General features: G+C 71.9%; 15 protein-coding genes and 1 pseudogene. 4 read left to right on the top strand and 12 right to left on the bottom strand.

What is annotated here, in order from left to right:
• Position 1: 1 nt before the first annotated feature.
• The 9 genes from ACFYXV_RS32975 to ACFYXV_RS33015 all read right to left on the bottom strand — a co-directional run bounded on the left by ACFYXV_RS32975 (position 2) and on the right by ACFYXV_RS33015 (position 15,920).
• Entirely contained in the window at positions 2–982 is a 981-nt protein-coding gene (locus ACFYXV_RS32975; protein ID WP_389384933.1) for a kinase, read from the bottom strand.
• Entirely contained in the window at positions 948–2,516 is a 1,569-nt protein-coding gene (locus tag ACFYXV_RS32980; RefSeq protein WP_389384934.1) for an argininosuccinate lyase, read from the bottom strand. Before ACFYXV_RS32980 ends, ACFYXV_RS32975 begins: the two co-directional genes overlap by 35 nt.
• A 135-nt stretch (positions 2,517–2,651) precedes the next feature.
• Positions 2,652–10,037: an amino acid adenylation domain-containing protein gene (locus ACFYXV_RS32985; RefSeq protein WP_389384935.1), complete on the bottom strand. Its 7,386-nt coding sequence runs from the start codon at positions 10,035–10,037 to the stop codon at positions 2,652–2,654.
• 568 nt (positions 10,038–10,605) lie between these two features.
• Positions 10,606–11,289 (bottom strand): alpha/beta fold hydrolase, encoded by a 684-nt coding sequence (locus tag ACFYXV_RS32990; RefSeq protein WP_389384936.1) that lies wholly within the window; start codon positions 11,287–11,289, stop codon positions 10,606–10,608.
• Between the two features lie 186 nt (positions 11,290–11,475).
• Positions 11,476–12,006: a hypothetical protein gene (locus tag ACFYXV_RS32995; RefSeq protein WP_385473692.1), complete on the bottom strand. Its 531-nt coding sequence runs from the start codon at positions 12,004–12,006 to the stop codon at positions 11,476–11,478.
• A complete protein-coding gene (locus ACFYXV_RS33000; RefSeq protein WP_389384937.1) occupies positions 12,003–13,331 on the bottom strand; it encodes a hypothetical protein in 1,329 nt (442 codons plus the stop codon). The genes ACFYXV_RS32995 and ACFYXV_RS33000 overlap by 4 nt, the downstream gene beginning before the upstream one ends.
• A 138-nt stretch (positions 13,332–13,469) precedes the next feature.
• Positions 13,470–13,622 carry a hypothetical protein gene (locus ACFYXV_RS33005; RefSeq protein ID WP_229333940.1) on the bottom strand — a complete coding sequence of 51 codons (153 nt, stop codon included), beginning with the start codon at positions 13,620–13,622 and terminating at the stop codon, positions 13,470–13,472.
• 173 nt (positions 13,623–13,795) lie between these two features.
• Positions 13,796–15,253 (bottom strand): SulP family inorganic anion transporter, encoded by a 1,458-nt coding sequence (locus ACFYXV_RS33010; protein WP_389384938.1) that lies wholly within the window; start codon positions 15,251–15,253, stop codon positions 13,796–13,798.
• A 73-nt stretch (positions 15,254–15,326) separates the two neighbouring features.
• The gene (locus tag ACFYXV_RS33015; protein WP_389384939.1) at positions 15,327–15,920 is read right to left on the bottom strand and encodes a carbonic anhydrase; all 594 of its coding nucleotides are present in this window, start codon (positions 15,918–15,920) and stop codon (positions 15,327–15,329) included.
• Positions 15,921–16,450: 530 nt separating this feature from the next.
• Between ACFYXV_RS33015 and ACFYXV_RS33020 the strand changes: the two genes are divergently transcribed.
• Both ACFYXV_RS33020 and ACFYXV_RS33025 read left to right on the top strand, forming a co-directional pair.
• Positions 16,451–18,085, top strand: a complete 1,635-nt coding sequence (locus ACFYXV_RS33020; RefSeq protein WP_389384940.1) for a flavin-containing monooxygenase — start codon at positions 16,451–16,453, stop codon at positions 18,083–18,085.
• A gap of 211 nt (positions 18,086–18,296) precedes the next feature.
• A complete protein-coding gene (locus ACFYXV_RS33025; protein WP_389384951.1) occupies positions 18,297–19,151 on the top strand; it encodes a class I SAM-dependent methyltransferase in 855 nt (284 codons plus the stop codon).
• Positions 19,152–19,235: 84 nt separating this feature from the next.
• Here the strand turns inward: ACFYXV_RS33025 and ACFYXV_RS33030 are convergent.
• Positions 19,236–19,367: pseudogene (locus ACFYXV_RS33030) on the bottom strand (DNA-binding response regulator); the annotation flags it as partial.
• A 214-nt stretch (positions 19,368–19,581) separates the two neighbouring features.
• On the opposite strand from ACFYXV_RS33030, the gene ACFYXV_RS33035 reads away from it, so the two are divergent.
• Positions 19,582–19,842: a hypothetical protein gene (locus tag ACFYXV_RS33035; RefSeq protein WP_389384941.1), complete on the top strand. Its 261-nt coding sequence runs from the start codon at positions 19,582–19,584 to the stop codon at positions 19,840–19,842.
• A gap of 261 nt (positions 19,843–20,103) precedes the next feature.
• Here the strand turns inward: ACFYXV_RS33035 and ACFYXV_RS33040 are convergent, their stop codons facing one another.
• Positions 20,104–20,313, bottom strand: a complete 210-nt coding sequence (locus ACFYXV_RS33040; RefSeq protein ID WP_389384942.1) for a transposase — start codon at positions 20,311–20,313, stop codon at positions 20,104–20,106.
• A 241-nt stretch (positions 20,314–20,554) separates the two neighbouring features.
• Complete coding sequence (locus ACFYXV_RS33045; RefSeq protein ID WP_389384943.1) at positions 20,555–20,938, bottom strand: hypothetical protein; 384 nt, start codon at positions 20,936–20,938, stop codon at positions 20,555–20,557.
• A 912-nt stretch (positions 20,939–21,850) separates the two neighbouring features.
• On the opposite strand from ACFYXV_RS33045, the gene ACFYXV_RS33050 reads away from it, so the two are divergent.
• Positions 21,851–21,985, top strand: a complete 135-nt coding sequence (locus ACFYXV_RS33050) for an HNH/endonuclease VII fold putative polymorphic toxin (protein ID WP_385473721.1) — start codon at positions 21,851–21,853, stop codon at positions 21,983–21,985.
• Positions 21,986–22,001 lie beyond the last annotated feature (16 nt).

The following is a 22,001-nucleotide window of genomic DNA, read 5'->3' on the forward strand; positions in this document are numbered from 1 at the left end:
CTCAGATCTCCAGCTCGGTGGGGTGGGCGGGTGGGGCCTGCGGGCTCCAGCTGTCGTCGGCGCCGAGGGAGCGGTGTACGGACACCTCGCCGCCGAGAGCGGCGCAGCCGGCCCGGATGTGCTCGGTCTTGCCGGCGAGGGCGGGGTCGTTCGCCTCCAGGAGGACACCGAGCATGGTGCCGCTGTGGGCGAGGACCAGGCCCAGCCCGTCGACCTCGCGGCACAGGGCGTGCAGTTCCGCGAATCCGGCGCGCCGGCGGCGGTGGGCGTTCATCTCGGCGCTGCGCGTGGCGACGGCACCGACCTCGGCGAGGTCGCCGCGGGCCACGGCGTCGGTGAGCCGGTCCAGCAGGCGCGCGTACTCCTCCCGGTCGGCGGCGTCGATGGCCCGGGCGCCCCGGTTGTGCGCGACGGTGTCGACCTGGCCGCCCTCGTCGTGGGCGACGACGGTGAGGGGCGGCAGCACCCCGAGGCGGCGGCCGAGGCGCACCTCTCGGTGGTGGAAGGCGACGATCTCGTCGTACATGACCCCGTCGGCCGGTTCGATGCCGCGCAGGAAGTCCTCCGTCTCGGCCGGGGTGAAGGCGCGCCCGTGGGCGGCCCCGACGGCCCGTACGGTGGCGACCAGATCGGCGGAGGAACTGGCGAGGCCCTTGCCCTCGGGCAGGTCCCCGGCGACCTCCAGCAGGCCGCCGTCGGCCGTGTCGAGGGCGGCCAGGACGGCCTCGGCGACACGGCGGGACTTGGCCTTGTGCGCCGGGCGCACCCGGACCTCGCGGCGGCCGGGCTCGGGATGGAACACGGCGGTGGCCCAGCGGGCGAGGGGGAAGGTGACCAGGAAGTCCCCCTGCGGGTGGGGCAGGGCGCCCTGGAGCAATTCGCCGAAGGTGCCGAAGGCGCTGCCGGAGCCGGGGCCGACGGGGACGGTGGTCGCCCCCGCGGCGGTGTCAGTGGGCGTGCTGTACGCGGGTGCGGGCGCCATCGCCGTCCTCCTCGTGGATCTTGTCGTCGGGCGCCCCGTACAGGGCGCGGTCGCCCTCCTCGGCGCCCGCGCGGAGCGCGGCGGCGCGCGCCTGCCAGTCGGCGCGCAGCTGTGCGTACGTCTCCTGCTGGCCGCGCAGGACCGCGCGGACGGCGTCGGGGCGGGCCGACCCGGCGGACACCATGCGCTCCAGGCCCCGGTCGACGTCGAAGGCCTCGTCGAGGAGCCGGGCGGGGTCGGCGAGGGTGATGCCGTGTCCGGCGGCCGCCTCGGCCAGCAGGGCGGGCTCGCCCGGGGCGGGGGCGGCCCCCGCCGTGGCGGCGAGCACGACGTACTTCCCGGCGACGACCTGGGCGGTGCGCCAGGGCACCCCTTCGGTGAGGCAGAGGGCGTTGGCGAGGCTGAAGCCGCCGAGGAACTCGCGTTCGCACACCTGGCGCATGCGGTCGGCGCGGAAGGTCAGCCGGCGCAGTACCTCGGTGAGGAGGCGGACGGTGCCGTGGGCCGAGTCGAAGGCGTTCAGGAGGTGGGTGCCGGCCTCCTTGGACACCTCGACGAGGTTGCAGAAGGGGGTGTTGCGCTGGCCCAGGAGCACGTCGAAGTGGAAGGCCGTCAGGTGGGCGGTGCGCCCCCGGATGCGCTCCAGGACCGGGTAGTTCTTCTTCTGCGGCATGGCGGAGGAGATGCCGGACAGTTCGTCGGGCAGTTCGATGAACCCGTACTCGCTGCCGCCCCAGGTGAGCAGGTCGGTGGTGAAGCGGCTCAGCGCGGTGCCCAGCAGGCTGAGTTCCGCGGTCAGTTCCGCGCTCCAGCGGCGCGAGGCCACGGCGGTCAGGGCATGGGGCTGCGGCCGGGAGAAGCCGAGCAGCCGGGCCATCCGGTCGCGGTCCCAGGGCAGTTCCTGTCCGGCCATGGCACCGGCGCCGAGCGGGCAGGTGTCGATGCCGTCGTACGCGTTCAGCAGCCGGGCGTGGGTGTGCAGCAGGTGTTCGGAGAGCGCGGCGAGGTGGAAGCCGGGGGTGATGATCTGGGCGGCCTGGAAGTGGGTGTACCCCGGCATGGGCAGGTCGCAGGACTCCTGAGCCAACTCGTGTACGACGGAGACGAGTTCCAGGAGGGCGCCGGCGAAGCGGGCGAGCTGGTCGCGGCCGTACATCACCTGGGCGCAGGCCTGGAGGTCGTTGCGGCTGCGGTCGGCGTGCCAGTGCGTGACCGGGGCGGGCAGGCCCGCCTCGACGTGCCGTTCGAGGGCGAAGGCGATGTCCGACATGTTGGCGCCGGGCTGCGCGCTGAGGGTGTCGGACCCGACGGCGTCCAGCAGGGTGGCGATCCGGTGGGCCTCCCCGGCGGTGATCAGGTCCATGCGGACGTACTCGGCGGCCAGGGTCTTCTCGATGGCGACGTAGTGGCGCAGCAGGTGGCGGGACTCGAACCCGAACTGCGGGGCGAGCACTTCGTCGTGGAGGAGTTCGGCGGGACCGCCGCGGATCCGGCCGCTCAGCTCGGGGGCGGACCCCGGGGTGTCACTCGTCACGTGGTGTGTTCCGTTTCCTGTTCTGGTGCGGGGCGCGGGGGCGTGCCGGGGCACGCCTCGTCGGCGCACGGCGCGCGAAGGGCTGGGGCGGGGTGGAGGGAGGCGCGGGCGCCCCGGGCGGGCCGGGGCGCCCGTTCAGCGGTGGTCGGCCTCGGCGAGGGCGGTGCGCAGCAGGGCGGCGGCCGCGGTGCTGTGCGGCGGCCGCATCAGCCCGTAGTGGTCGGTGGCGGCGTCGTGGCGGGTGAGGCCCGCCTCGGCCCGGGCCGCCCATCGGTCGGCAGCGTGCTCCCGGGCCCCGGTCGTGCTCTGGAGGAACAGGACGGGGCAGGGCGCGGCCGGGGGCTCGTACGCGGCGGCGGCGCGGATCCCGGTGCGGAAGACCGCGTAGTGCCGGGCGAGGTCACGCGGGTCCAGGCCGGGGGCGAAGCCCTCGCGTTCCACCTGCTCGGCGAGGACGGCGAGCCGGGCGGGGGCGTCGGCGACGCTCCGCAGGGCGCTCCGCAGCTCGGACAGGCTCTCCTCGGTGGGGTCGAACCCCGCGGAGCGGGCCAGGTCCTCGTGGAACCACTCCAGCAGCTCGTTCTCGTCGTCGGGGACGTGTCCGGGTGCCGGGTAGCCGGTGTCCAGCAGTGCGAGGGTCGCCACCTCTTGTCCGGCGGCGCGCAGTTGGACCGCCATCTCGTAGGCGAGGAGCCCGCCGAAGGACCAGCCGGCCAGGTGGTGGGGGCCGGTGGGGCGGATCCGGCGCAGGGCCTCCAGGTGGGCGGCGGCCAGCTCCTCGACGGTGGCGTCGGGCGTGGCGTCGGATGCCGGTTCGGGGTCGGTCGGTCCGGGCGCGGTCAGCCCGAACACCGGTCGTTCGGGGCCCAGTTCGGCGGCCAGGGCGCGGTAGCACAAGACGTTGCCGCCGATCGGGTGGACCAGGACGAGCGGGTCGAGGGTTCCCTCGGTCCGCAGGCGCACCACCGTGTCCGGGACCGCCTCGACGTGGCGGCCGCGCAGCAGAGCGGCCTGCCGGGCGACGGTCGGGTGCTCCAGGACGGCCGACACGCCGAGGCGTTCACCGAAGGCGCGGTTGATCCGGCCGATCAGGCGCAGGGCGTCGATGGAGTGCCCGCCGGACCCGAAGAAATCGTCGTGGACGCCGACCGGCCCGGCGGCCAGGAGGTCCTCCCAGATCCCGGCGAGGCGGGATTCGAGGGCGTCGCGGGGCGGGGTCGGCTCGACACCGCCCCGCAGGTCTGCGGGGTCCGGATCGGGCAGGGCGGCGCGGTCCAGCTTGCCGTTGGCGGTCAGCGGGAGGGCCGCCAGGCACACCCAGGCGGAGGGGACCATGTACTCGGGGAGCCGCTCCCGGGCGTGGCGGGCCAGTTCGCCCGGTTCGGGCGCGCAGACCGGGCCCGGGGCGGTCTCCGGGGCGGCCGCCTCGGGGACGAAGTAGCCGACGAGGCGTTCGCCGCGGGGCAGGACCGCGCAGTCGCGCACGCCGGGGTGTTCGGCGAGGACGGCCTCGATCTCCCCGGGCTCGACGCGGAATCCGCGGATCTTGAGCTGGTGGTCGGTGCGGCCCGCGTACTCCAGGGCTCCGTCGGGGCGGTGCCGGGCCAGGTCGCCGGTCCGGTAGAGGCGCCGGGTGGTGCCGTCCGGGCCGGTGTGCTCGATGAACCGCTCGGCCGTCAGTTCGGGTCGTCCGTGGTAGCCGTCGGCGAGGCCGACGCCTTCGAGGAAGAGCTCACCGGTGACGCCGAGGGGGACCTCGGCCAGGCGGCGGTCCAGGACGTGGGTGCGCATGTTGGCGATGGGCCGGCCGATGGGCACGGTGTCGCCGCCGTCCGGCCGGCACTGCCAGTAGGTGACGTCGACGGCCGCCTCGGTGGGCCCGTAGAGGTTGTGCAGCTCGACGCCGGGCAGCCGCTCGAAGAACCTGCGCTGGACCTCGTACGGCAGGGCCTCGCCGCTGCAGACCACCCGGGTGAGGCCGGCCGCGCCGGCCACGGCCGCGGGGTCGTCGAGGAAGACGCTCAGCATCGACGGGACGAAGTGCACCGTGCTGACGCCGTCGGCCCGGATCAGTCCGGCGAGGTAGCCGGGGTCGCGCTGGCCGCCGGGGCGGGCGAGGACCAGGGTGGCGCCGGTCAGCAGCGGCCAGAACAGCTCCCACACGGAGACGTCGAAGGTGTACGGCGTCTTGTGCAGCACCCGCTCCCCCGGGGTCAGCCCGTATTCGTCCTGCATCCACAGCAGCCTGTTGGCGATGGCGCGGTGCGCGACCACGACCCCCTTGGGCTTGCCGGTGGATCCCGAGGTGAAGATCATGTACGCCGGATCGGACGGCTCGGGCGCCCGGGCGGCAACCGCGGTGCCCGTCGCGGCCTCCTCCGGCCTCAGGACGGTGACCCCGGAGCCCTCCAGCCGCTCCGCCCACGCGCCCTCGGCGACCACCAGGCCGATGCCGGACTCGGCGAGAAGCGACCGTACGCGCGGCGCCGGGTGCTCCGGGTCCAGCGGGACGTAGGCGGCGCCGGACTTGAGGACGGCGAGGAGGACGACGGGCAGGGCCAGGGAGCGTTCCAGCAGCAGGCCCACGAACGTGCCGGGGCCGGCGCCCCGTTCCCGCAGTGCCGCGCACAGCCGCTCGGCCTCGGTGTCGAGGGCGCGGTAGGTCAGCTCGGCGCCCTCGAAGCGGACGGCGGGGGCGTCGGGCGTCAGGTCCCGCTGCTCGTCGATCAGCCGGGTCAGGACGTGCGGCCGCGGATGGTCGACGGCGGTGCGGTTCCACTCGGCGTAGCGGTGGTGTTCGGTCTGCGGCAGCAGGTCGGCGACCGTGCAGTCACGGTCCGGGAACTCGGCGAGGTCGCGCAGGGCGGCCGTGTAGGAGGCGTGCGCGCTCGCCATCTGCTCCTCGGAGAACTGGGCCGCGTCGAAGCGCAGGCCGAGTTCGAGCAGGGCGCCGTCGGGGCTGCGGGAGAACTCCGCGCCGAAGGCGAAGTCGGTGCCGGCCTCTCCGATCTCCTCCAGCACGGTGAACGCGCCGTCGGCCGGCCCGTCCCGCTCCACGTGGAAGTGGGTGTAGTTGAAGAAGGTCTCGAAGAGCGGGCCGCCCCCGGACAGGCGCTGGATCTCGGCGAGCGGGAAGCGGCGGTGCGCGTGCAGTTCCGCCTCCGCGGCGGCGACGTGCCCGACGAGGCCGCGCCAGCTGAGCCCGGTGACCGCGACGCTCAGCGGCAGGGTGTTCAGGAAGACGCCGACGACCTTGTCGCCGTCGGTCTCCTCGGCGCGGCCGTTGTGGACCACTCCGGTGGTGACCGCGTCGCCGCCGCCGAGCAGGGCCATGGTCCTCAGGTGCGCGGCGAGCAGGACGGTGCGCAGCGGTACGCCGCATGCGGCGGCCAGGGCGGTGAGTCGGGCGTGCAGTTCCCCGGGCAGGGGCGCGAGGTACCAGGACATCCGGGCGGGTCCGCCGGTTGCCGCCGGGCGGGCCAGCTTGGTCGCGGGGGCGTCGGCGGCCTTGCCGGTCCAGAAGGCGCGCTGCCCGGGGTCGGCGAGCGCGGCCCGTTCGAGTGCGACAAAGGAGGCGAACCGGGAGCGGGGGCCGGCCTGCGGGGAGGGGCCGTCCGCGGGGGTCCGGGCGGCCAGCGCCTGGGTGTAGCAGGAGGCGAGTTCGGTGAGGAGCGAACGTTCGCTCCAGCCGTCGAGTACGGCGTGGTGCTCGGCGACGAAGAGCTGGAGCCGGGTGGCGGAGAGGCGTTGGACGTGGAACCGGATCAGCGGGGGCCGGTCCCAGTCGAAGGGCCGGTCGCGCTCGGCGGCGTAGCGGGCGGCGACGGCGGTGCGCTGCGCCTCGGCGTCGAGGCCGTGCAGGTCCTCGAAGGTGAGCTCCGGCCGGGCGCCGCGGTGGACGAGTTGGAGGGGCTCGGTGAATCCGTGCGGGTCGAAGGAGGTGCGCAGCATCTCGTGCCGGGCCGCGAGGACCTCGACGGTGGTCCGCCAGGCGTCCTCGGAGAAGGGCGCTTCGATCAGGTACGAGGCCACGTTGTGGTAGACGCGTCCGCCGGCCGACGGCAGGTCGCTGTGGTAGAGCATGCCGGCCTGGAGCCGGGTCATCGGGTAGGCGTCCTCCAGTCCCTCGGGCAGGGCGGCGCGGTCCGCGGGGGTCAGCAGTGCGAACGGCTCGTACGGGGCAACGGCTGCGGCCGCCGCCTGGTCCCGCTGGGTGACGTGCGGGGCGAGGGCGCGGGCCGTCGAGGAGCTCATGAGGTCGGCGACGGTGAGGTCGAGGCCTCGTTCGCGGACCCGGGCGAGCACCTGGAGGGAGCGGATGGAGTCCCCGCCGAGGGCGAACCAGTTGTCCAGGGCGCCGACCCGTTCGTGCCCGAGGACCTGGGCGAAGACCTCGGTGAGCACGGTCTCGACCGGCCCTCGGGGTGCCTCGTAGGCAGCGGTGGGGGTGCGGCCGGCCGAGCCCGGGGCGGGCAGCCGGCGCCGGTCGGTCTTGCCGTTGGCGGTCAGCGGGAAGGCGGGCAGGGTGACGAACGCGCCGGGGATCATGTAGCCGGGCAGCCGCCGCGAGAGGTGCTCGCGCATCTCCTCGACGGTGGGGCCCGCCCCGTCGTCGGCCCCGGTCACGGCCAGGTAGCCGACCAGGACGTCGTTCCCCGCGGGATCCGGTGCGACGAGTGCGACCGCGGCGTCGACGAGGGGGTGGGCGGCCAGGGCGGCCTCGACCTCGCCGAGTTCGATCCGGAATCCGCGCAGTTTGACCTGGTGGTCGATGCGGCCGAGGTACTCCAGGTCCCCGTCGGGCAAGGCCCGCGCCAGGTCTCCGGTGCGGTAGAGCCGCTCACCGGCCGAGGGCCCTGCGGGTGCGTCGCCGACACCGCCGGCGGGTGCGGTGGGGAAGCGCTCGGCGGTGAGTTCGGGTCGGCGCAGGTAGCCGCGGGCCAGGCCCGCTCCGGCGACGTACAGCTCCCCGACGGCGCCGCGCGGGACGGTCCGGCCGCGCGCGTCGAGCAGGTGCAGGCGCAGATCGGGGATGGGCACGCCGATGACGCTGCCGCGGCCCTCCTCGGCGTCGCGGGCGGTCAGCGGCCGGTAGGTGACGTGCACGGTCGTCTCGGTGATGCCGTACATGTTGACCAGGCGGGGTGAGGTGTCGCCGTGCCGGGCGAACCACCCGGCGAGGGCGGCCACGTCGAGGGCTTCCCCGCCGAAGACGACGTGGCGCAGGCCGAGCCCGGAGCCGGCCGGTCCGGCCGTGCGGTGGTGTTCCTCGTCGGCCCGGGCCAACTGGTAGAAGGCGGAGGGGGTCTGGTTGAGGACGGTGACCCGTTCGGCGCGCAGCAGCCGGTGGAACTCCTCGGGCGAGCGGCTGGTCGCGTACGGGACGACGACGAGGCGGCCGCCGTGGGCGAGGGCTCCCCACAGCTCCCAGACGGAGAAGTCGAAGGCGATGGAGTGGAAGAGGGTCCACACGTCGTCGGGGCCGAAGCCGAACCAGTGGTCGGTGGCGGAGAACAGCCGGGTGACGTTGGCATGGGGCACCAGGGTGCCCTTGGGGAGGCCGGTGGACCCGGAGGTGTAGATGACGTAGGCCAGGTGGTCCGGGGTCACGCCGGTGTGGGGGGCGGTGTCCGGTTCGGCGGCCAGGAGCGGGGCGTCGGCGAGCAGGTCGACGGTGTGCAGGCCGGGGGCGTCCCACAGGGCCCGGGTGTCGGTGGTGCCGACGACGTGCTCCAGGCGGGCGTCCTGGACGATGTGGCGCAGCCGCTCGGGCGGGTTGTCGGGGTCGAGGGGCAGGTAGGCACCGCCGGCCTTGAGGATGCCGAGCAGGGCGACGACGAGGTCGGCGGAGCGGGGCAGGCACAGTCCGACGAGGGTGTCGGGGCCCACGCCGAGGGCGCGCAGCCGGTGCGCGAGCCGGTTGGCGCGGGTGTCGAGCTCGCGGTAGGTGAGGGAGACGCCCTCGTGGACGAGGGCGACCGCGTCGGGAGTGCGGGCGGCGTGTCCGGCGAAGATCTCGTGGACGCAGGTCGGCTCGCCCGGGGTGTGCGGGAGGGAGGCGCGGTCCGGGAGGGAGGCGCCGTCCGGGAGGGAGGCGCGGTCCGGCAGCGGCGAGCCGATGCCGGTCCGCTCGTCGGCCGACAGCATCGGCAGTCCGCCGATCGGCAGTTCGGGGTTCTCGGTGGCGGCGTCCAGGAGGCGGGCGAAGTGCCGGCCGAGCTGTCGGACGGTGGCGGCGTCGAACAGGTCCGCCCGGTACTCCATCCGGCAGCTCAGCGCGCCGCCGGTGCGTACCACGTCGAAGGTCAGGTCGAACTTGGCGGTTCCGGCCGGTCCTTCGAGCAGCGTGGCCTTCGGGCCGGGCAGGCCGTCGGTCATGCCGTCCTCGTCGTGCAGGCCGAACATGACCCGGAAGGGGGCGGCCTCCTCGCCGGTGCGTCCGGAGGCGATCCGGTCGACGACGCGTTCGAAGGGCAGGTCCTGGTGGTCCTGGGCGTCGAGCACGGTGTCCCGTACGCGCTCCAGGTGGACCCGGAAGGCGGGATCGTCGGACAGATCGGCGCGGATCACCAGCGTATTGACGAACAGGCCGACGGTGTCCTGGAACTCCTTGCGGTTGCGGCCCGCCACCGGCGTCCCGACGAGTACGTCGTCGGTGCCCGTGTAGCGGCCCAGCACGATCTGGAAGGCCGCCAGCATCAGCGTGTACGGGGTGCTGTGGGTGTCACGGCACAGGCGCTCCATCCGGGCGAGCACCGGGGCCGGCACCTCGAACGAGTGCAGCGCCGCCGCGCCGCGGGCCGCTCCTGCGGCCGGCCGGCCGTCGCGGGGCAGGGGCGCGTCGGGCAGTTCGCCGTCCAGCTGCTTCTCCCAGTAGGCGAGCTGGCGCTGGGCGGCGGCGCCGCGGAGCCATTCCTCCTGCCAGTCGGAGAAGTCGGCGTACTGGTACTCGGGGGCCTGCGGGGCCAGGTTCCCGGCCGGGTGCCGACGGTCGGTGCCGTCAGGGCCGCCGGGCCCGTCGCCGTAGTGTGCGTAGGAGGCGAGGAGCTCGCGGGCGAGGATCCCGACGGACCAGCCGTCGGCGACGATGTGGTGCATGGCGAGCGCGAGGACCGCGCCCTCGGGGGTGTGCAGCAGGGCCGCCCGGAAGAGCGGTCCGGACTCCAGGTCGAAGGGCCGGTGGTGTTCGGCGGCCATCCACTCCTCGACGTCCCCGGCTCCGCGTGCCGCGGCGGAGGACCAGACGAGCGCGGCCTCGGTGTCGATGTGCTGCCACAGCTCGCCGTCCCGCAGGACGAAGCGGGTGCGCAGCGCCTCGTGCCGGTCGACCAGACCCTGGGCGCAGGCGCGGAGCGCGGCTTCGTCCACCGGGCCTTCGAGGCCGTAGAAGACGGGCATGTGGTAGGTCGGCCTGCCCTCCTCCAGCTGCTGGAGGAAGTACATCCGCTGCTGCGCTCCGGACGCGCGGAACGCGCTGAACGACAGTTCCGCAGGGCGTTCGATCGGATCGTGACTGGCCAAGACAACTCCCTCGGCGCCGCACCGGTGACCGGCCCGCGACGCATGCTCCGCTTGCTTGCCCGTCCAGCCTAGGAACAGCATCGATTCGGGTGAAGTCGCCTGTTTCCGGTCCCCTGTTCACGTGACAAGGGCTGTGGACGACCCGCGTGAGCACTGGCCGAAGGCCGTGGTCCGACGCCGTCCGGGGCGGACCGAACCGAGGCCCGGTCACGGGTGCCCGGTCAGCGCGCAGCCTTCGCGTGGAGCACCTGCATGTCGGTGACGGTGACGGTGTCGGTGTCGGTGTCGGTGTCGGTGTCGGTGACGAGGGTGCACGGACTCCCGCCGGAAAGGTGCCACGCCCTCAGAGCATGGGCCTGCGGTCGGGGTGACGGCGGCCCCCGCAGACGACGCGTTCGGCCGCGGTATGGCCTTCGCAGTCGACCGTGGAGACAGCCGACCCAGCCTCAGACGCCCAGGCAGGAGCCTCTCCGCGTGCGATGCTTCCCCTCGGCCCCTCCCGGGCTTGGGGAGACCCCATGGGCACCGAACGGCGCGGGCTTCACCGGCAAGATCTGGAAGAGTCGGCCTAAACGGATCCGGCCGCGTCGCGGATGAGGTCCAGGACGACTTCGGGGTGCGACAGCATCGGGACGTGCGAGGAGTCGACGTCGACGGCCGTCGCGCCCATGCGGCCGACTTCGAACCGTTGGAGTTCGGGGACGACCGCGTGGTCCTGCCCCGTCACGCAGAACCAGCTGGGCTTGGTCCGCCAGGCCGGGTCGGCCGTCGTCGCACCGAGCAGGGCCTCGGCCGCCGACCCTTGCGTCGCCCACACGAGCTGCTGTTCGGCCTCCGGCAGGTCCCCGCAGAAGTCGGAGATGCCGTCACGGCTGATCCACAACCGTCCGTCCTCTGCGTCCAGGTGCGAGAAGAGCGGCGGCGCATCGAATCTGCCGATCAGGTCCTGCGCCGTCTCCCCCGCGTCGGGGGCGAGGGCCGCGATGTAGACGAGCCCGGCGACCCGCTCGTCGGTGCCGGCGGCCGTGATCACGAAGCCGCCCCACGAGTGCCCGACGAGGATGGCCGGCGAGCTGACCCGAGCGAGCGCCCTGTGCACGGCGTCGACGTCGCCTTCCAACGTGTTCAGCGCGTTCTGCGCGGACACCACCTCGTGCCCCTCTCTCTGGAGGACGGGGATCAGCTTGCTGTAACAGGACCCGTCGGCCCACAGGCCATGGGCGAAGACGATGCTCGGCTTCCTCGGGGACATCGGCACGTTCCTCTCTGTGGATCCCACCCATACGATTTCCGAGTCCACACCAGGAGGCGAACCACCGCAAACGGGGGCGGCACCGTCGTACGCACCACGGCCTCACTGCTGTGCGGCCTTGCTCGCCATGCCCTGGGCCCGGTGGCGGGCGGTGTGGCCTCAACGCCGGGAGCCCCTCCGGGTGTGTCAGCTGCTGCCCGTGCTCGTCGCGACCGGGTCCGGGAACGGTTCGAGGTCCGAGATCTCCGCCAGGGACAGGTCCAGGGCCTCGTGGAGGAAGCGGACGATCGTCCAGTGCGGCAGGATGCCCTCGTCCACCGGGCCGAATTCCGCGCAGTACAACGGAATCCAGCGCAGCGCCTCCTCGACGGCCCGCTCCCGTCCGGGGTCGGCCTGGTAGTCCTCGTACCCGACGCTGCGGTGGTGGACGAAGAAGCCCCCCGGGAGACGTTCCTCGCACAGCTCCCGGTACTCGCGCGTCTGCAGGATGAGGAAGTGCCAGATCTCGTCGATGTCCTGCTCCACCGGGAGGAAGAGCCCGCCCAGGCGGTCCGGGTGCGCGGAGACCAGATAGAGGTAGCGCATGCATTCGAGCACCTGGCGTTCGGCGTACGGACGCGGTACGCCGGCGCGGCGCCGCGCGTGGCGGACCGCTTCCTCGTGGAGCGGCTCGCCGAGGAGGGCGCGCAGCGCGTCGGGCGTCGTACGGGGGCTCATGCGCCTCCTCCTCGGGGGTCCGCAGCCGTCGGTTCCCGGCTGTCAGCGGTGGCCAGCCAGGCGTACTTGCCGGACGTGCCGATCGGCAGGCGGGCGGTGTGCTCGGTGCTGGAGGGTCGCCCGGTGAGGGCGGTCACCGCGGCGGCGAGCGCGGCGTCCCGGTCTTCGGCGGGCGGGCGCCCGTCGAAGGTGGTGTAGCGCAGCAGCGCCGCCGAGCCGGGGCCGCCGTGCGCATCCAGGCGGTAGAGGAAGACCTCCGGCGCGACGGCGGCCACGCGGTCGTCGAGGTCGGCCTGGGCGACGGGCCCGTGCGGGGTCTCCAGCAGCTCCTTCTCGCGCCCGCAGAACGCGACGACCTTCGCCGGATCGGCGCTGCCGTCCGAGGTGCGCACGCAGTCGCCCGAGCGGTAGCGCACCAGCGGCATGTACGGGTTGCGGATGCTGGTGACGATCAGGCTGTGGATGCCGCTGCCGGCGGCCACGGGGACGAGCTCGATTCCCATGCGGTCCAGGTACGGGTGGTAGCGGCCGTCCCGGTCGCTGTAGTACAGGTACCCCAGCTCGGTGCTGCCGAAGAGATCGATCACCGGTACGCCGAACCGCTCGGCGAGGTAGCGGCGGACGTTGGCCGGGGTGTACTCGTACGCGGTGACGATGCTGGCCGGCCGCGGGAACGTCTCGGACCCCCACAGACCGAACTCCTCGGCCCGGCGCACCAGATGGGCAAGGTGGTAGCCCGAGCAGTCCAGGTGGTAGGCGCCGTCGGGGTGCGCCTCGGAGACCCCGCGGATCTCGGCCAGCATCCGCTCGACGTCGCCCCTGTCCCACTGCCCGGGGTCCAGGCGCAGATTGAGGTACATGGTGCGCTCGTCGAGCCGGCGGTCTTCCGGCGTCGGAGCGGCGACCGGTTCGGTGCCGTTGCGGCGGGCGTTGACGCGGGCCACGTGCTCGGTGGCGAGGACGGTCGTCAGCGAGACCCGCCGGCAGCCGCCCGCCCAGGTCTTCGCCAGGTCCGGGTGCTCGCTCCACAGCCGGTAGTAGGAGCGCAGCAGGAAGTACGGGGGCCGGATGAGCTGCATCCGGGCGTGGTGCGTGCCGGTCGACCAGACGTACTCGGCTTCGCCGGAGGCCAGCGCGGCGGCCAGGCGCGGGGTCATCCAGTTGTCCGGGAAGCCCTGCGCCATCGCCGGCTTCTCGAGGATGGGGAACGCGTCCAGGTCGAGCGCGGGGCGGTACATGGGGATGTCCCGGATGCAGTCGAGGACGTCGGCGGCCTTCAGGCCGTCCGACTGGGGGATGCCGGTCGGGGTGCTTGTGCCGTCCATGGCCACTTTCCGTAGCGGGGCAGGAGGATGGATCCGCCCGGGGCGGGGCCCCGGGGCGGACGGACGGGGATCGAGGCCCCGTCTGCGCCGCGCCTCCGAAGGCCCCTTGGGCCGGGCGGTCGGGCCGGACCGGGTGCGTCAGGATATGCAGCCGCTCTTGCCGGCGAGGCTGATGCAGCCCTCCTTGGGCGAGGCGCTGATACAGCCGTCCTTCGCGGACTGCGCCGAGTTGGCCTCGACCCAGCGGCGCCAGACGTCGTCCTGCGTCATGGTGCGGATGAGCTTCTCCACGGCGATACCTCCAGTGATGGGAAGACCATGGCATCGGTGTTTTCCACCGCCATCCAAAGGTAAAGAGAACGCCAAGGGCGAGTCAATGGAACACCAAGAGATGGCGGGTAATCGCAGGAGGGAGACCGAAACCGCCACTGCGGCGGCAGCGCGTCCGGAGGGCCGGACCGGTTTCAGGGCCTCGCCGGAACCTCGATGGTGACCCCGCGCTGCTGCGCCCAGCCCTCCAGGGTGGTGCGGCAGGCGTGGTCCAGGTGGCGGAGCCCGGAGAGGTCAAGCTCCACGGGGTGCCCCGAGGGCAGGCCTTCGAGGGTCTCGAGCATCCGGGGCAGCCGGAGGAAGGTGGCGGAACCGCTGAGGGTGACGAGGAACCGGCCGTCCGTCGTCTCGTGCACGTCGAGGTGGACGTGCGAGGTCTCCCAGGCGCTCTTGGCCACGGCCAGGGCGATGCCGAACAGGACACCCTCGAACATGTTCGTGACGATGATGGCGATCGCGGTGGCCGCCAGGACCAGGGCCTCACCGCGGTGGTGACGCCACAGCGGGAGCAGATCCCTGACGGGGATGAGCTTGCAGCCGGCGTGGACGAGGACGCCGGCGAGGGCGGCCAGGGGGATGACGCCGATCGCGGCCGGCAGGAGGGCGGCGAAGAGCACGAGCCACAGCCCGTGCAGGACACGGGAGAGCTTGGTCCTGGCTCCGGCCTGGACGTTGGCCGCGCTGCGCACGATGACGGCGGTCAGGGGCAGGGCGCCGAGCACGCCGCAGATGGCGTTGCCCGCGCCCTGCGCCATCAGCTCCTTGTCGAAGTCGGTCCGCGGGCCGTCGTGCATGCGGTCGACGGCGGCGGCGCTGAACAGGCTCTCGGCCGAGGCGATCAGGGCGAAGGCGATGACCGTGCCGACGGCCGCGAGGCTGCCCAGCGCGGCGAAGTCCGACAGTCCTGGTGGCTGGATGGCCGCGAGGAGCCCCCGTACGTCGACGCGGGGGACCGACCAGCCGGCCGCGGCGGTGACCGCGGTGGCGAGCGCGACCGCGGCCAGCGGGGCGGGGACCGCCCGGACCCTGGCCGGGAGCCTCTTCCAGAGGAGGAGGACGGCGATGGTGGCCGCGCCGACGGCGAAGGAGGTCAGGACGGCGCCGGTGGAGGCGATCTCGGTGGCCAGCCGCGGAATCCCCGCGATCTTGCCGAGTCCCGAACGGGGCTGCTCGACGCCGGCCATGGTGTAGAGCTGCCCGAAGATCAGGACGAGCCCGATCCCCGCGAGCATGCCCTGGACCACAGCCACGGTGATCGCACGGAAGAACCGGCCGAACCGGAATGCCCCCATGGCGAGTTGGGCGAGTCCGGACAGCAGGACGACAGCTCCCAGGGCGCCGAGGCCGAACTCCTGCACGGCCTCGAAGACCAGTACGGTCAGACCCGCTGCCGGGCCGCTGACCTGGAGGCTGCTGCCTGGCAGGCAGCCGACGACGAGACCGCCGACGATCCCGGTGACCAGTCCCAGTTCGGCGGGTACCCCGGAGGCGACGGCGACTCCGACGCACAGGGGCAGGGCGACCAGGAAGACGACGAGCGAGGCCAGGAGGTCTCGTCGCAGATGGGCGGGCTTCTTGAGGGTGGAGAGCATCAGTGGACTTCCTCGCACGGCGGAAGCGGAAGGGGAAGGCGGGAAGGCGGCCCGTGGGGAGGGCGGATGAGGGTCACAGCGGCCGGAAGGAGCCGGCGGCCGACTGGTACGCCCGCACAGCCCCGGTGTGGACCTCGTAGTACCAGGCGTGGACCGCCAGGGTCCCGGCCTCCACCCGTTCCGCCACACAGGGGTGCTCGTACAGCCGCTCCAGCTGGGCGACCGCGTGGCGCTGGACAGCCTCGGCGAGGTCCGGAGAGAGGGGCGCCGTCGTCTCGGGCCGGCCGGCCGCGTGCTCCAGCCAGCTCCGAACGGCGGGCAGGCCGGACAGGTCGCCGCCGCTCACCAGGGCGTTGACCGCCCCGCAGTGGGAGTGCCCGCACACGATGACGTCGCGGACCCCCAGCACCCGTACCGCGTACTCGATGGTGGCCGTTTCGGCAGAGGGACGGCCGCCGCTGTACGCGGGGACGATGTTGCCCGCCGTCCGCAGCTCGAACAGCTCGCCCGGACGGGCGCCGGTGATCAGGGACGGCACCACCCGGGAGTCGGAACAGGCGATGAAGAGCACTTCGGGGCTCTGTCCGGCCTCGAGGGCGTGGAACTCCTGGGCACGTTCCGCCACGTGGGCCGTGAAGGACCGTGCGTTGTCAACCAGGGACTTCATGGTGGCCTTTCTCCTGCGCCCACGAGGGTGTGCGGGCGCGGTGTGTTCAGGTCATCAGTCGATGGGTGGATCGGCGCGCCCCAGGGGCATGACGCCGGTGTTCGCTCGCCACCGCCCGCGCCGTGAGCCGATGCGGGACGGGATGGGACGGGACGGCACTCGGTGATCCACTTGACCACCTCGCGAACACATCTTTGCCTGAAGATTACCTCGTCCACGAAGGGGGCGTCACGGCCCAATATCCGCCAATAACCCTACTTCTACGGGTAGTTGGCGGATTCCCGACGACAATGCGTTCGGGTGCGGGTACCCCCGGAATACGGTGGCCGACGAACCGCAGTGCCGGGCCACCCCCACTTCCCGCAACGCCGGACATGCGCCAGGATGTCGCTCCCGTGCCGCCGCGCCCCCGCGCACCCGCCGGCTCCACGCGCGGCGACCGCACCCACCACCGCACCCGCCACTGCCGACGCCGTCCCCGACGGGGCGGCTGCGTGCCGCGTGCCGCGTGCGGGGAGATGGAGCAATCGATGGGAACCACCACCGCCCCCGGCGCCGAACGGGTCGACGCCGTCGTCGTCGGCGCCGGGCTCTCGGGGCTCTACCAGCTGTACCGGCTGCGTGCGCTCGGCTTACGGGTGGCGGTCTTCGAGGCCGGCGAGGACATTGGCGGGACCTGGTACTGGAACCGCTATCCCGGCGCACGCTGCGACGTGGAGAGCATGTCGTACTCGTACTCCTTCTCCCCCGAACTGGACCAGGAGTGGGAGTGGAGCGAGCGGTACGCGTCCCAGCCGGAGATCCTGCGCTACGTCCACCACGTCGCCGACCGCTTCGGCCTGCGCGGGGACGTCACCCTGCGCACCCGTGTCACGAGCGCCGCGTACGACGGCACCACGCACGCCTGGCGCGTCTCCACGGACACCGGGCGCACCGTCACCACCCGGTTCCTCGTCCTGGCCTCGGGCTGCATGTCGGTACCCAAGGACCCCGGGATACCCGGGCAGGACAGCTTCCCGGGCGAGGTCCTGCACACCGCCCGCTGGCCGCGCGGGGAGGTCTCCTTCACCGGCAAGCGCGTCGCCGTCATCGGGACCGGGTGCTCCGGGGTCCAGGCCGTTCCCGTGATCGCCGAGCGGGCGGCCGCACTCACCGTCTTCCAGCGGACCCCGGCCTACGCGCTGCCCGCCCACAACCGCCCGCTGCTCGGCGCCGAGACCGCCGAGCTCAAGGCCCGGTACCCGCAGTTCCGCCAGGCCCAGCGGCTCTCCCGGGGCGGTACCGTATTCGAACCGCCGACCGGCTCCGCCCTGGCGGCCGACGAGGCGGAGCGGACGGCCGCCTACGAGGCGGCCTGGGGGTCGGGACTGCTCAGCGGGTTCCTCCGCACGTACACCGACGTCATGACCGACGAGAAGGCCAACGCGACGGTGGCCGAGTTCGTCCGGTCCAAGATCCGGTCGATCGTCGACGACACGGAGACGGCCGAGGCGCTCTCCCCGCGCACGTTCCCGTTCGCGACGAAGCGCCCCTGCCTGGACACCGGCTACTACGCCGCCTACAACCTGCCCCACGTGACGCTGGTGGACCTCCGCGCGACCCCGATCGAGACGATCACGCCGCGGGGGATCCTGACCACGGAGGGGGAACACGCCCTCGACACGATCGTCTTCGCCACGGGCTTCGACGCGCTGACCGGATCCCAGCTCGCCATCGACATCGTGGGCCGGGCCGGCGTCAGCTTGAAGGAGAAGTGGGCGGACGGCCCCCGCAACCACCTCGGGCTCATGTCGGCGGGCTTCCCCAACCTCTTCACCGTACTCGGCCCGCTCAGCCCGTCCGTGCTCAGCAACATCGCGGTGTCCCTTGAGCAGCAGGCGGAGTGGATCACCGACTGCATCGCACATCTGATCGGCCGCGGCCTCACGGAAATCGATGCCGCTCCGGAGGCGGAGGACGCCTGGGGCGCCCACGTCGCGGAGCTCGCGAACCGGACGCTGTACCCGGCGGCGGAATCCTGGTACATGGGATCCAACGTCCCCGGAAAACCGAAGGTGTTCCTGGCCTACACCGGCGGACTGGACCGGTACCGGGCCGCGTGCGACGCGGCCGCCCGAAACGGCTACAGCGGCTTCGTCCTCTCCGGCGACGCCCGCGAACGATGACGGGCGAACATCCCCCTCGTGGCGCGCCCGGGTCTCCTCCCGTTCTGCCGGCAGGGCGACGCGGCGGTGGCAGGCCCTGCCGGAGGGCTTGGCCGCGAACCGACGGGCGAGCCGCCATCGTCCGGTGACGTCCGGGAAATCGGAGGCGCCGTTGCCTGCACGTCTCATACGCTCGACCCGCACCGACCCGTCGAATACCACCAAGGACTTTGTGAATCACTCCGATCTCCTCGCCAAGGCCCCCTCGCTCGCAGCCGGCATGGCCGCCGCCGATCACAGTCCGGACATCCAGTTGTCCCAGACTCGCCACCGCGCCGCGCTCGTGGCGGGCTGGCACATCGCACCGGGCTCAACCGTCCTCGAACTGGGCTGCGGTCAGGGCGACATGACCGCCGTCCTCGCAGAGGCGGTCGGCCCCGATGGGCGCGTGGTGGCCGTCGACGTGGCCGAACCCTCCTATGGGACGCCGGTCACGCTCGGGGATTCGGCAGCCCGGCTCCTGTCGGGCCCGCTCGGGCCGCGCATCGACTTCCGCTTCGGCACCGACATCCTCGACCCGTCAGTCGACTTCCCCGAAAGTACCTTTGACCACGTGGTGCTCGCGCACTGCTCCTGGTACTTCGCATCGCTCGGACAACTGCGAGACACACTGGCCCGGGTACGGCCGTGGGCGCGGCGGCTATGGTTCACCGAGTGGGACTTGACGCCTGCATCCGACGACCAGCTGGCGCACCTCCTCGCCGTGCTGATCCAGGGGCAGACCGAGGCAGCAGGCTCGCACGGCCAGGGCAACGTCCGCACGCCCTTCTCCCGTGAGGGCCTACTACGGCTCCTGCCCGAGACCGGCTGGACGGCCGACGGCAGCAGTCCGGTCGATACCGAAGAGCTACAGGACGGCGACTGGGAAGTCGCTGCCTGCCTCGACCTGGTCGCAACGGAGGAGCGTCTGGCCGTGCTGCCCGAGTCGGTGCGACAGCTCGTCCTGAGCCAGGCCGACGTTCTCCGGTCCATCGCCAAGCCCCGCGGCAACCGCGCGCTCGCCGCGTATTCAGTCACCGCGCACTGACATACGGCCCAGCACCCGGCCAGTCAAAGTCCCCCCAACCGGGAGGGACCTACATCTCCGAGCAGCTCGGCCGTGCGACTGCCTCTCCACCGGGCCGGCGGCGACGGCCGCCAGCGCCTCGGTGCCGTCCGCCGCGGCAGGGGATTCACGGACAGCGGCCTGGTCATCGGCGACGACCACTTTCAACTGCCGCTCCGGCGCTACGTCTCCGGTCACTGCAGGATCGCTGCCTCCCCTTGCACCGGGGACCGGGGACCGGGCCTCACCCACGTACGCCGTCCGGACCGGGGCCGATGCGGAAGGAAGCACGGGCCAATGGTTGCGATGGTGATGATGCCGCTGGTACTTGTGCATCCCACGCCCGCGACACCGCCGGATGCTCCGGTGGCAACAACGGCGAGCGGGCGAGCAAAGGACCAAGGGGGTCGGGATGCGCCTTACGGCGAGCGTGCGCCAGCAACTGCTGGATCAGAACGACGGGTTCGAGAGGACGGTGCCATACGTCGGCAAGAACCTCACCGAATACACCGAGTACTCAATCTCGGATGGCCAACTGTATATCCGCAAGTCGGGAAAGACTTCATGGGCAGACAGTCGCTACTCGGAGGAGAGGCGCCCGGCCGACGACAAGGAAACCCACAGCTTCCTGTACAGGTATCAGAACAGCTTGAACACCGACGGAATCGAGTAGCAAAAACCCGAGAGGCCTTCTACGCCTGCGGGTTCCCTGTTCGGATCCACCTTCGGCATACGCCGGTCTCGGCCACCACTGGCTCGGCGGCCGCGACCGGCCCCGCCCCGGTCCCCAGAACGGAAGGCGCTGGCCTCCGCCACCAGGTCCGGGCGGACCAGGGCCACGTCCAAGACGTCTCGGCTCCCCCACGCCGAGACGAACCGCTCCTGGTTGGGCTACGGCTGGTTGGCAGGAGGAGCTCCTGGTCCTGTCCAGCGATCAGGCCAGAAGGAGTGCAGGCTCGTCCCCGGCCATGTCGACGGCCCAGGTGATGCGGTCTCCCAGAGCGAGGACATCTTGGAGGAGTTGTAGTAGCTCAGGCTCTCCGTTCGACACCCGCCACGACAGCAGCTTCGCGCCGTCCTGGTTGATGGCGACGCAGTGGTGGCGAGTTTCGCCGCTGTCGGTTCCGGCCCAGATCCGGTTCATCGCGCTCCAGACGATCGCGCGTGCAGGTCTGCCGCAGACGACCTCGCCGGCATGGCGCTACGCAGCGATCTCTGTCGCATTTCCCGATCTGGCAGCCGGGTCGTCGTGGGGCGCGGGGCGGCCAAGCCACCGCAGCCACGGCTGGCAGCCGACCAGAGCGAAACCCACCAGGCCCGGAACCGGCCGGCTGCTCGGCTCGAAGAACCAACGGCCCGCCACCCGCCACGACATCGGACGCGTCCTACAGGATTCGACGGACTTCCTCGTAGACAGCCAGTCGATCATCTCGACTGACTTCCGGCATGACGTAGCGGCGGGAACGGACCTTCCGGAGGAATTCACCAGGAAGCGAAACGTGATAGGTGGCCACATAGAACCACAAGTCTCCGCGCCACACCCATTCCCCATCAGTGAGAATGTTGTCCCCACCCAGGATTCGCTCGTCCGATCCGAGCACATCATTCGCCGACCCCATGAAGGATAGAATCTCGTAGCCGCTATCGAGATATTCAAGGAGGGTGAACTCGTCGGCTTCGCCAGCCTCTCGGACGAGATCCCGGACGCTCGCCTTCGATTCACCGGCTTTCGCCGACCAAAACTCTTCACAGAAACCGAGGATCTTCACATTAATTCCCATTTCCATTTCACTGGGCCATCGGGAGGAACGTGCGCCAGTACCCTCCATCAAAAATCTCAGGATCCTGGCCAGGCCCGAGCTCCCTGCTGACGCCTACCTTGTTGGCGGGTGCACACAGATCCAGTCCAGACCACCGAGTTCAGCGGTCCACAACCCGCCCTCCTCATCCAGCGGAATGAGTACCACCCGGCCACGGAAATCCGCCAGCCGCTCCCGCACCGCCTCCCGAGCCTCCTCGAGCGGACCAACCTCGACCGGCGAGGGAGCCGCCGCCCCAGCCAGCGGCATCGCTTCGCCTGAAGCCACGCGTTCGGCTGCCTGAGCCCGCAGCTGACCCCACTCCTCGTCAAACCCCACAGAGAACCCCCAAGCCGCGCCACCACCCACCCACGGCTACGTGATGACGTCCCCTCAAACGTTCATCGAACGTACCTATCCTCGATGTGCTCGGTATCGAATGTGCGCTTTCGAAAGGCCCCGACGCGTCCGCGGCCTGCCCCTCCCCGCATGTACTGACGACGCCTTACGCGCAGTTGCCGCGATGTTCGCCCTCGGTCGACAACCCTGGTTCGCCTTCCAGCCATCTCCGGGCCCGTCTCCGCTGAACTCTCCCGCCCTTACCTCCTGCTGTGAACGTCCTCGTTGTTCCCCAGGAGTCAGTTCGCGAAATTCCCCAGGCCCTGACCTCGGGCGGGGGTTTCGTTGGCCAGTGTGAACTTGCTGGGGCAGTTATAGGTACGCGGGACCGCCTGATCTGCGGGCCCTTGTCCGGCCGGGGCTGAGGATCGATACATCCTCTCGGCATCCGACTTCGACGACGAGGACGGCTCGACCGTCGCCGAGGATTCGCCGCTCGCGCCGCAGAGCCCGTACGCACGGACCAAGGCCGTGTGCGAGGAGATGTTCGCCTTCGGTCACCGGAAGCCGGGCGAGCCCGGGTATCAACCGCCTCATGTCCACGTCCGGCCCGGTGACGAGCCCCGGAACGGCCAGAGATCAGGGACGGAGCCACACTGTTGCCATGACTTGGACTGACTTCATCGTGAACGCG

It is taken from the genome of Streptomyces sp. NPDC002181 (assembly GCF_042890485.1).
In the GTDB taxonomy this organism is placed as follows: Bacteria; Actinomycetota; Actinomycetes; order Streptomycetales; family Streptomycetaceae; genus Streptomyces.

Excerpts from the sequence above, each read along its gene's own strand:
- ACFYXV_RS32975 (WP_389384933.1), bottom strand. The coding sequence starts at position 982 with ATGGCGCCCGCACCCGCGTACAGCACGCCCACTGACACCGCCGCGGGG.
- ACFYXV_RS32990 (WP_389384936.1), bottom strand. The coding sequence starts at position 11,289 with ATGTCCCCGAGGAAGCCGAGCATCGTCTTCGCCCATGGCCTGTGGGCC.
- ACFYXV_RS32995 (WP_385473692.1), bottom strand. The coding sequence starts at position 12,006 with ATGAGCCCCCGTACGACGCCCGACGCGCTGCGCGCCCTCCTCGGCGAG.
- ACFYXV_RS33000 (WP_389384937.1), bottom strand. The coding sequence starts at position 13,331 with ATGGACGGCACAAGCACCCCGACCGGCATCCCCCAGTCGGACGGCCTG.
- ACFYXV_RS33010 (WP_389384938.1), bottom strand. The coding sequence starts at position 15,253 with ATGCTCTCCACCCTCAAGAAGCCCGCCCATCTGCGACGAGACCTCCTG.
- ACFYXV_RS33015 (WP_389384939.1), bottom strand. The coding sequence starts at position 15,920 with ATGAAGTCCCTGGTTGACAACGCACGGTCCTTCACGGCCCACGTGGCG.
- ACFYXV_RS33020 (WP_389384940.1), top strand. The coding sequence starts at position 16,451 with ATGGGAACCACCACCGCCCCCGGCGCCGAACGGGTCGACGCCGTCGTC.
- ACFYXV_RS33035 (WP_389384941.1), top strand. The coding sequence starts at position 19,582 with ATGCGCCTTACGGCGAGCGTGCGCCAGCAACTGCTGGATCAGAACGAC.
- ACFYXV_RS33040 (WP_389384942.1), bottom strand. The coding sequence starts at position 20,313 with ATGAACCGGATCTGGGCCGGAACCGACAGCGGCGAAACTCGCCACCAC.
- ACFYXV_RS33050 (WP_385473721.1), top strand. The coding sequence starts at position 21,851 with ATGTTCGCCTTCGGTCACCGGAAGCCGGGCGAGCCCGGGTATCAACCG.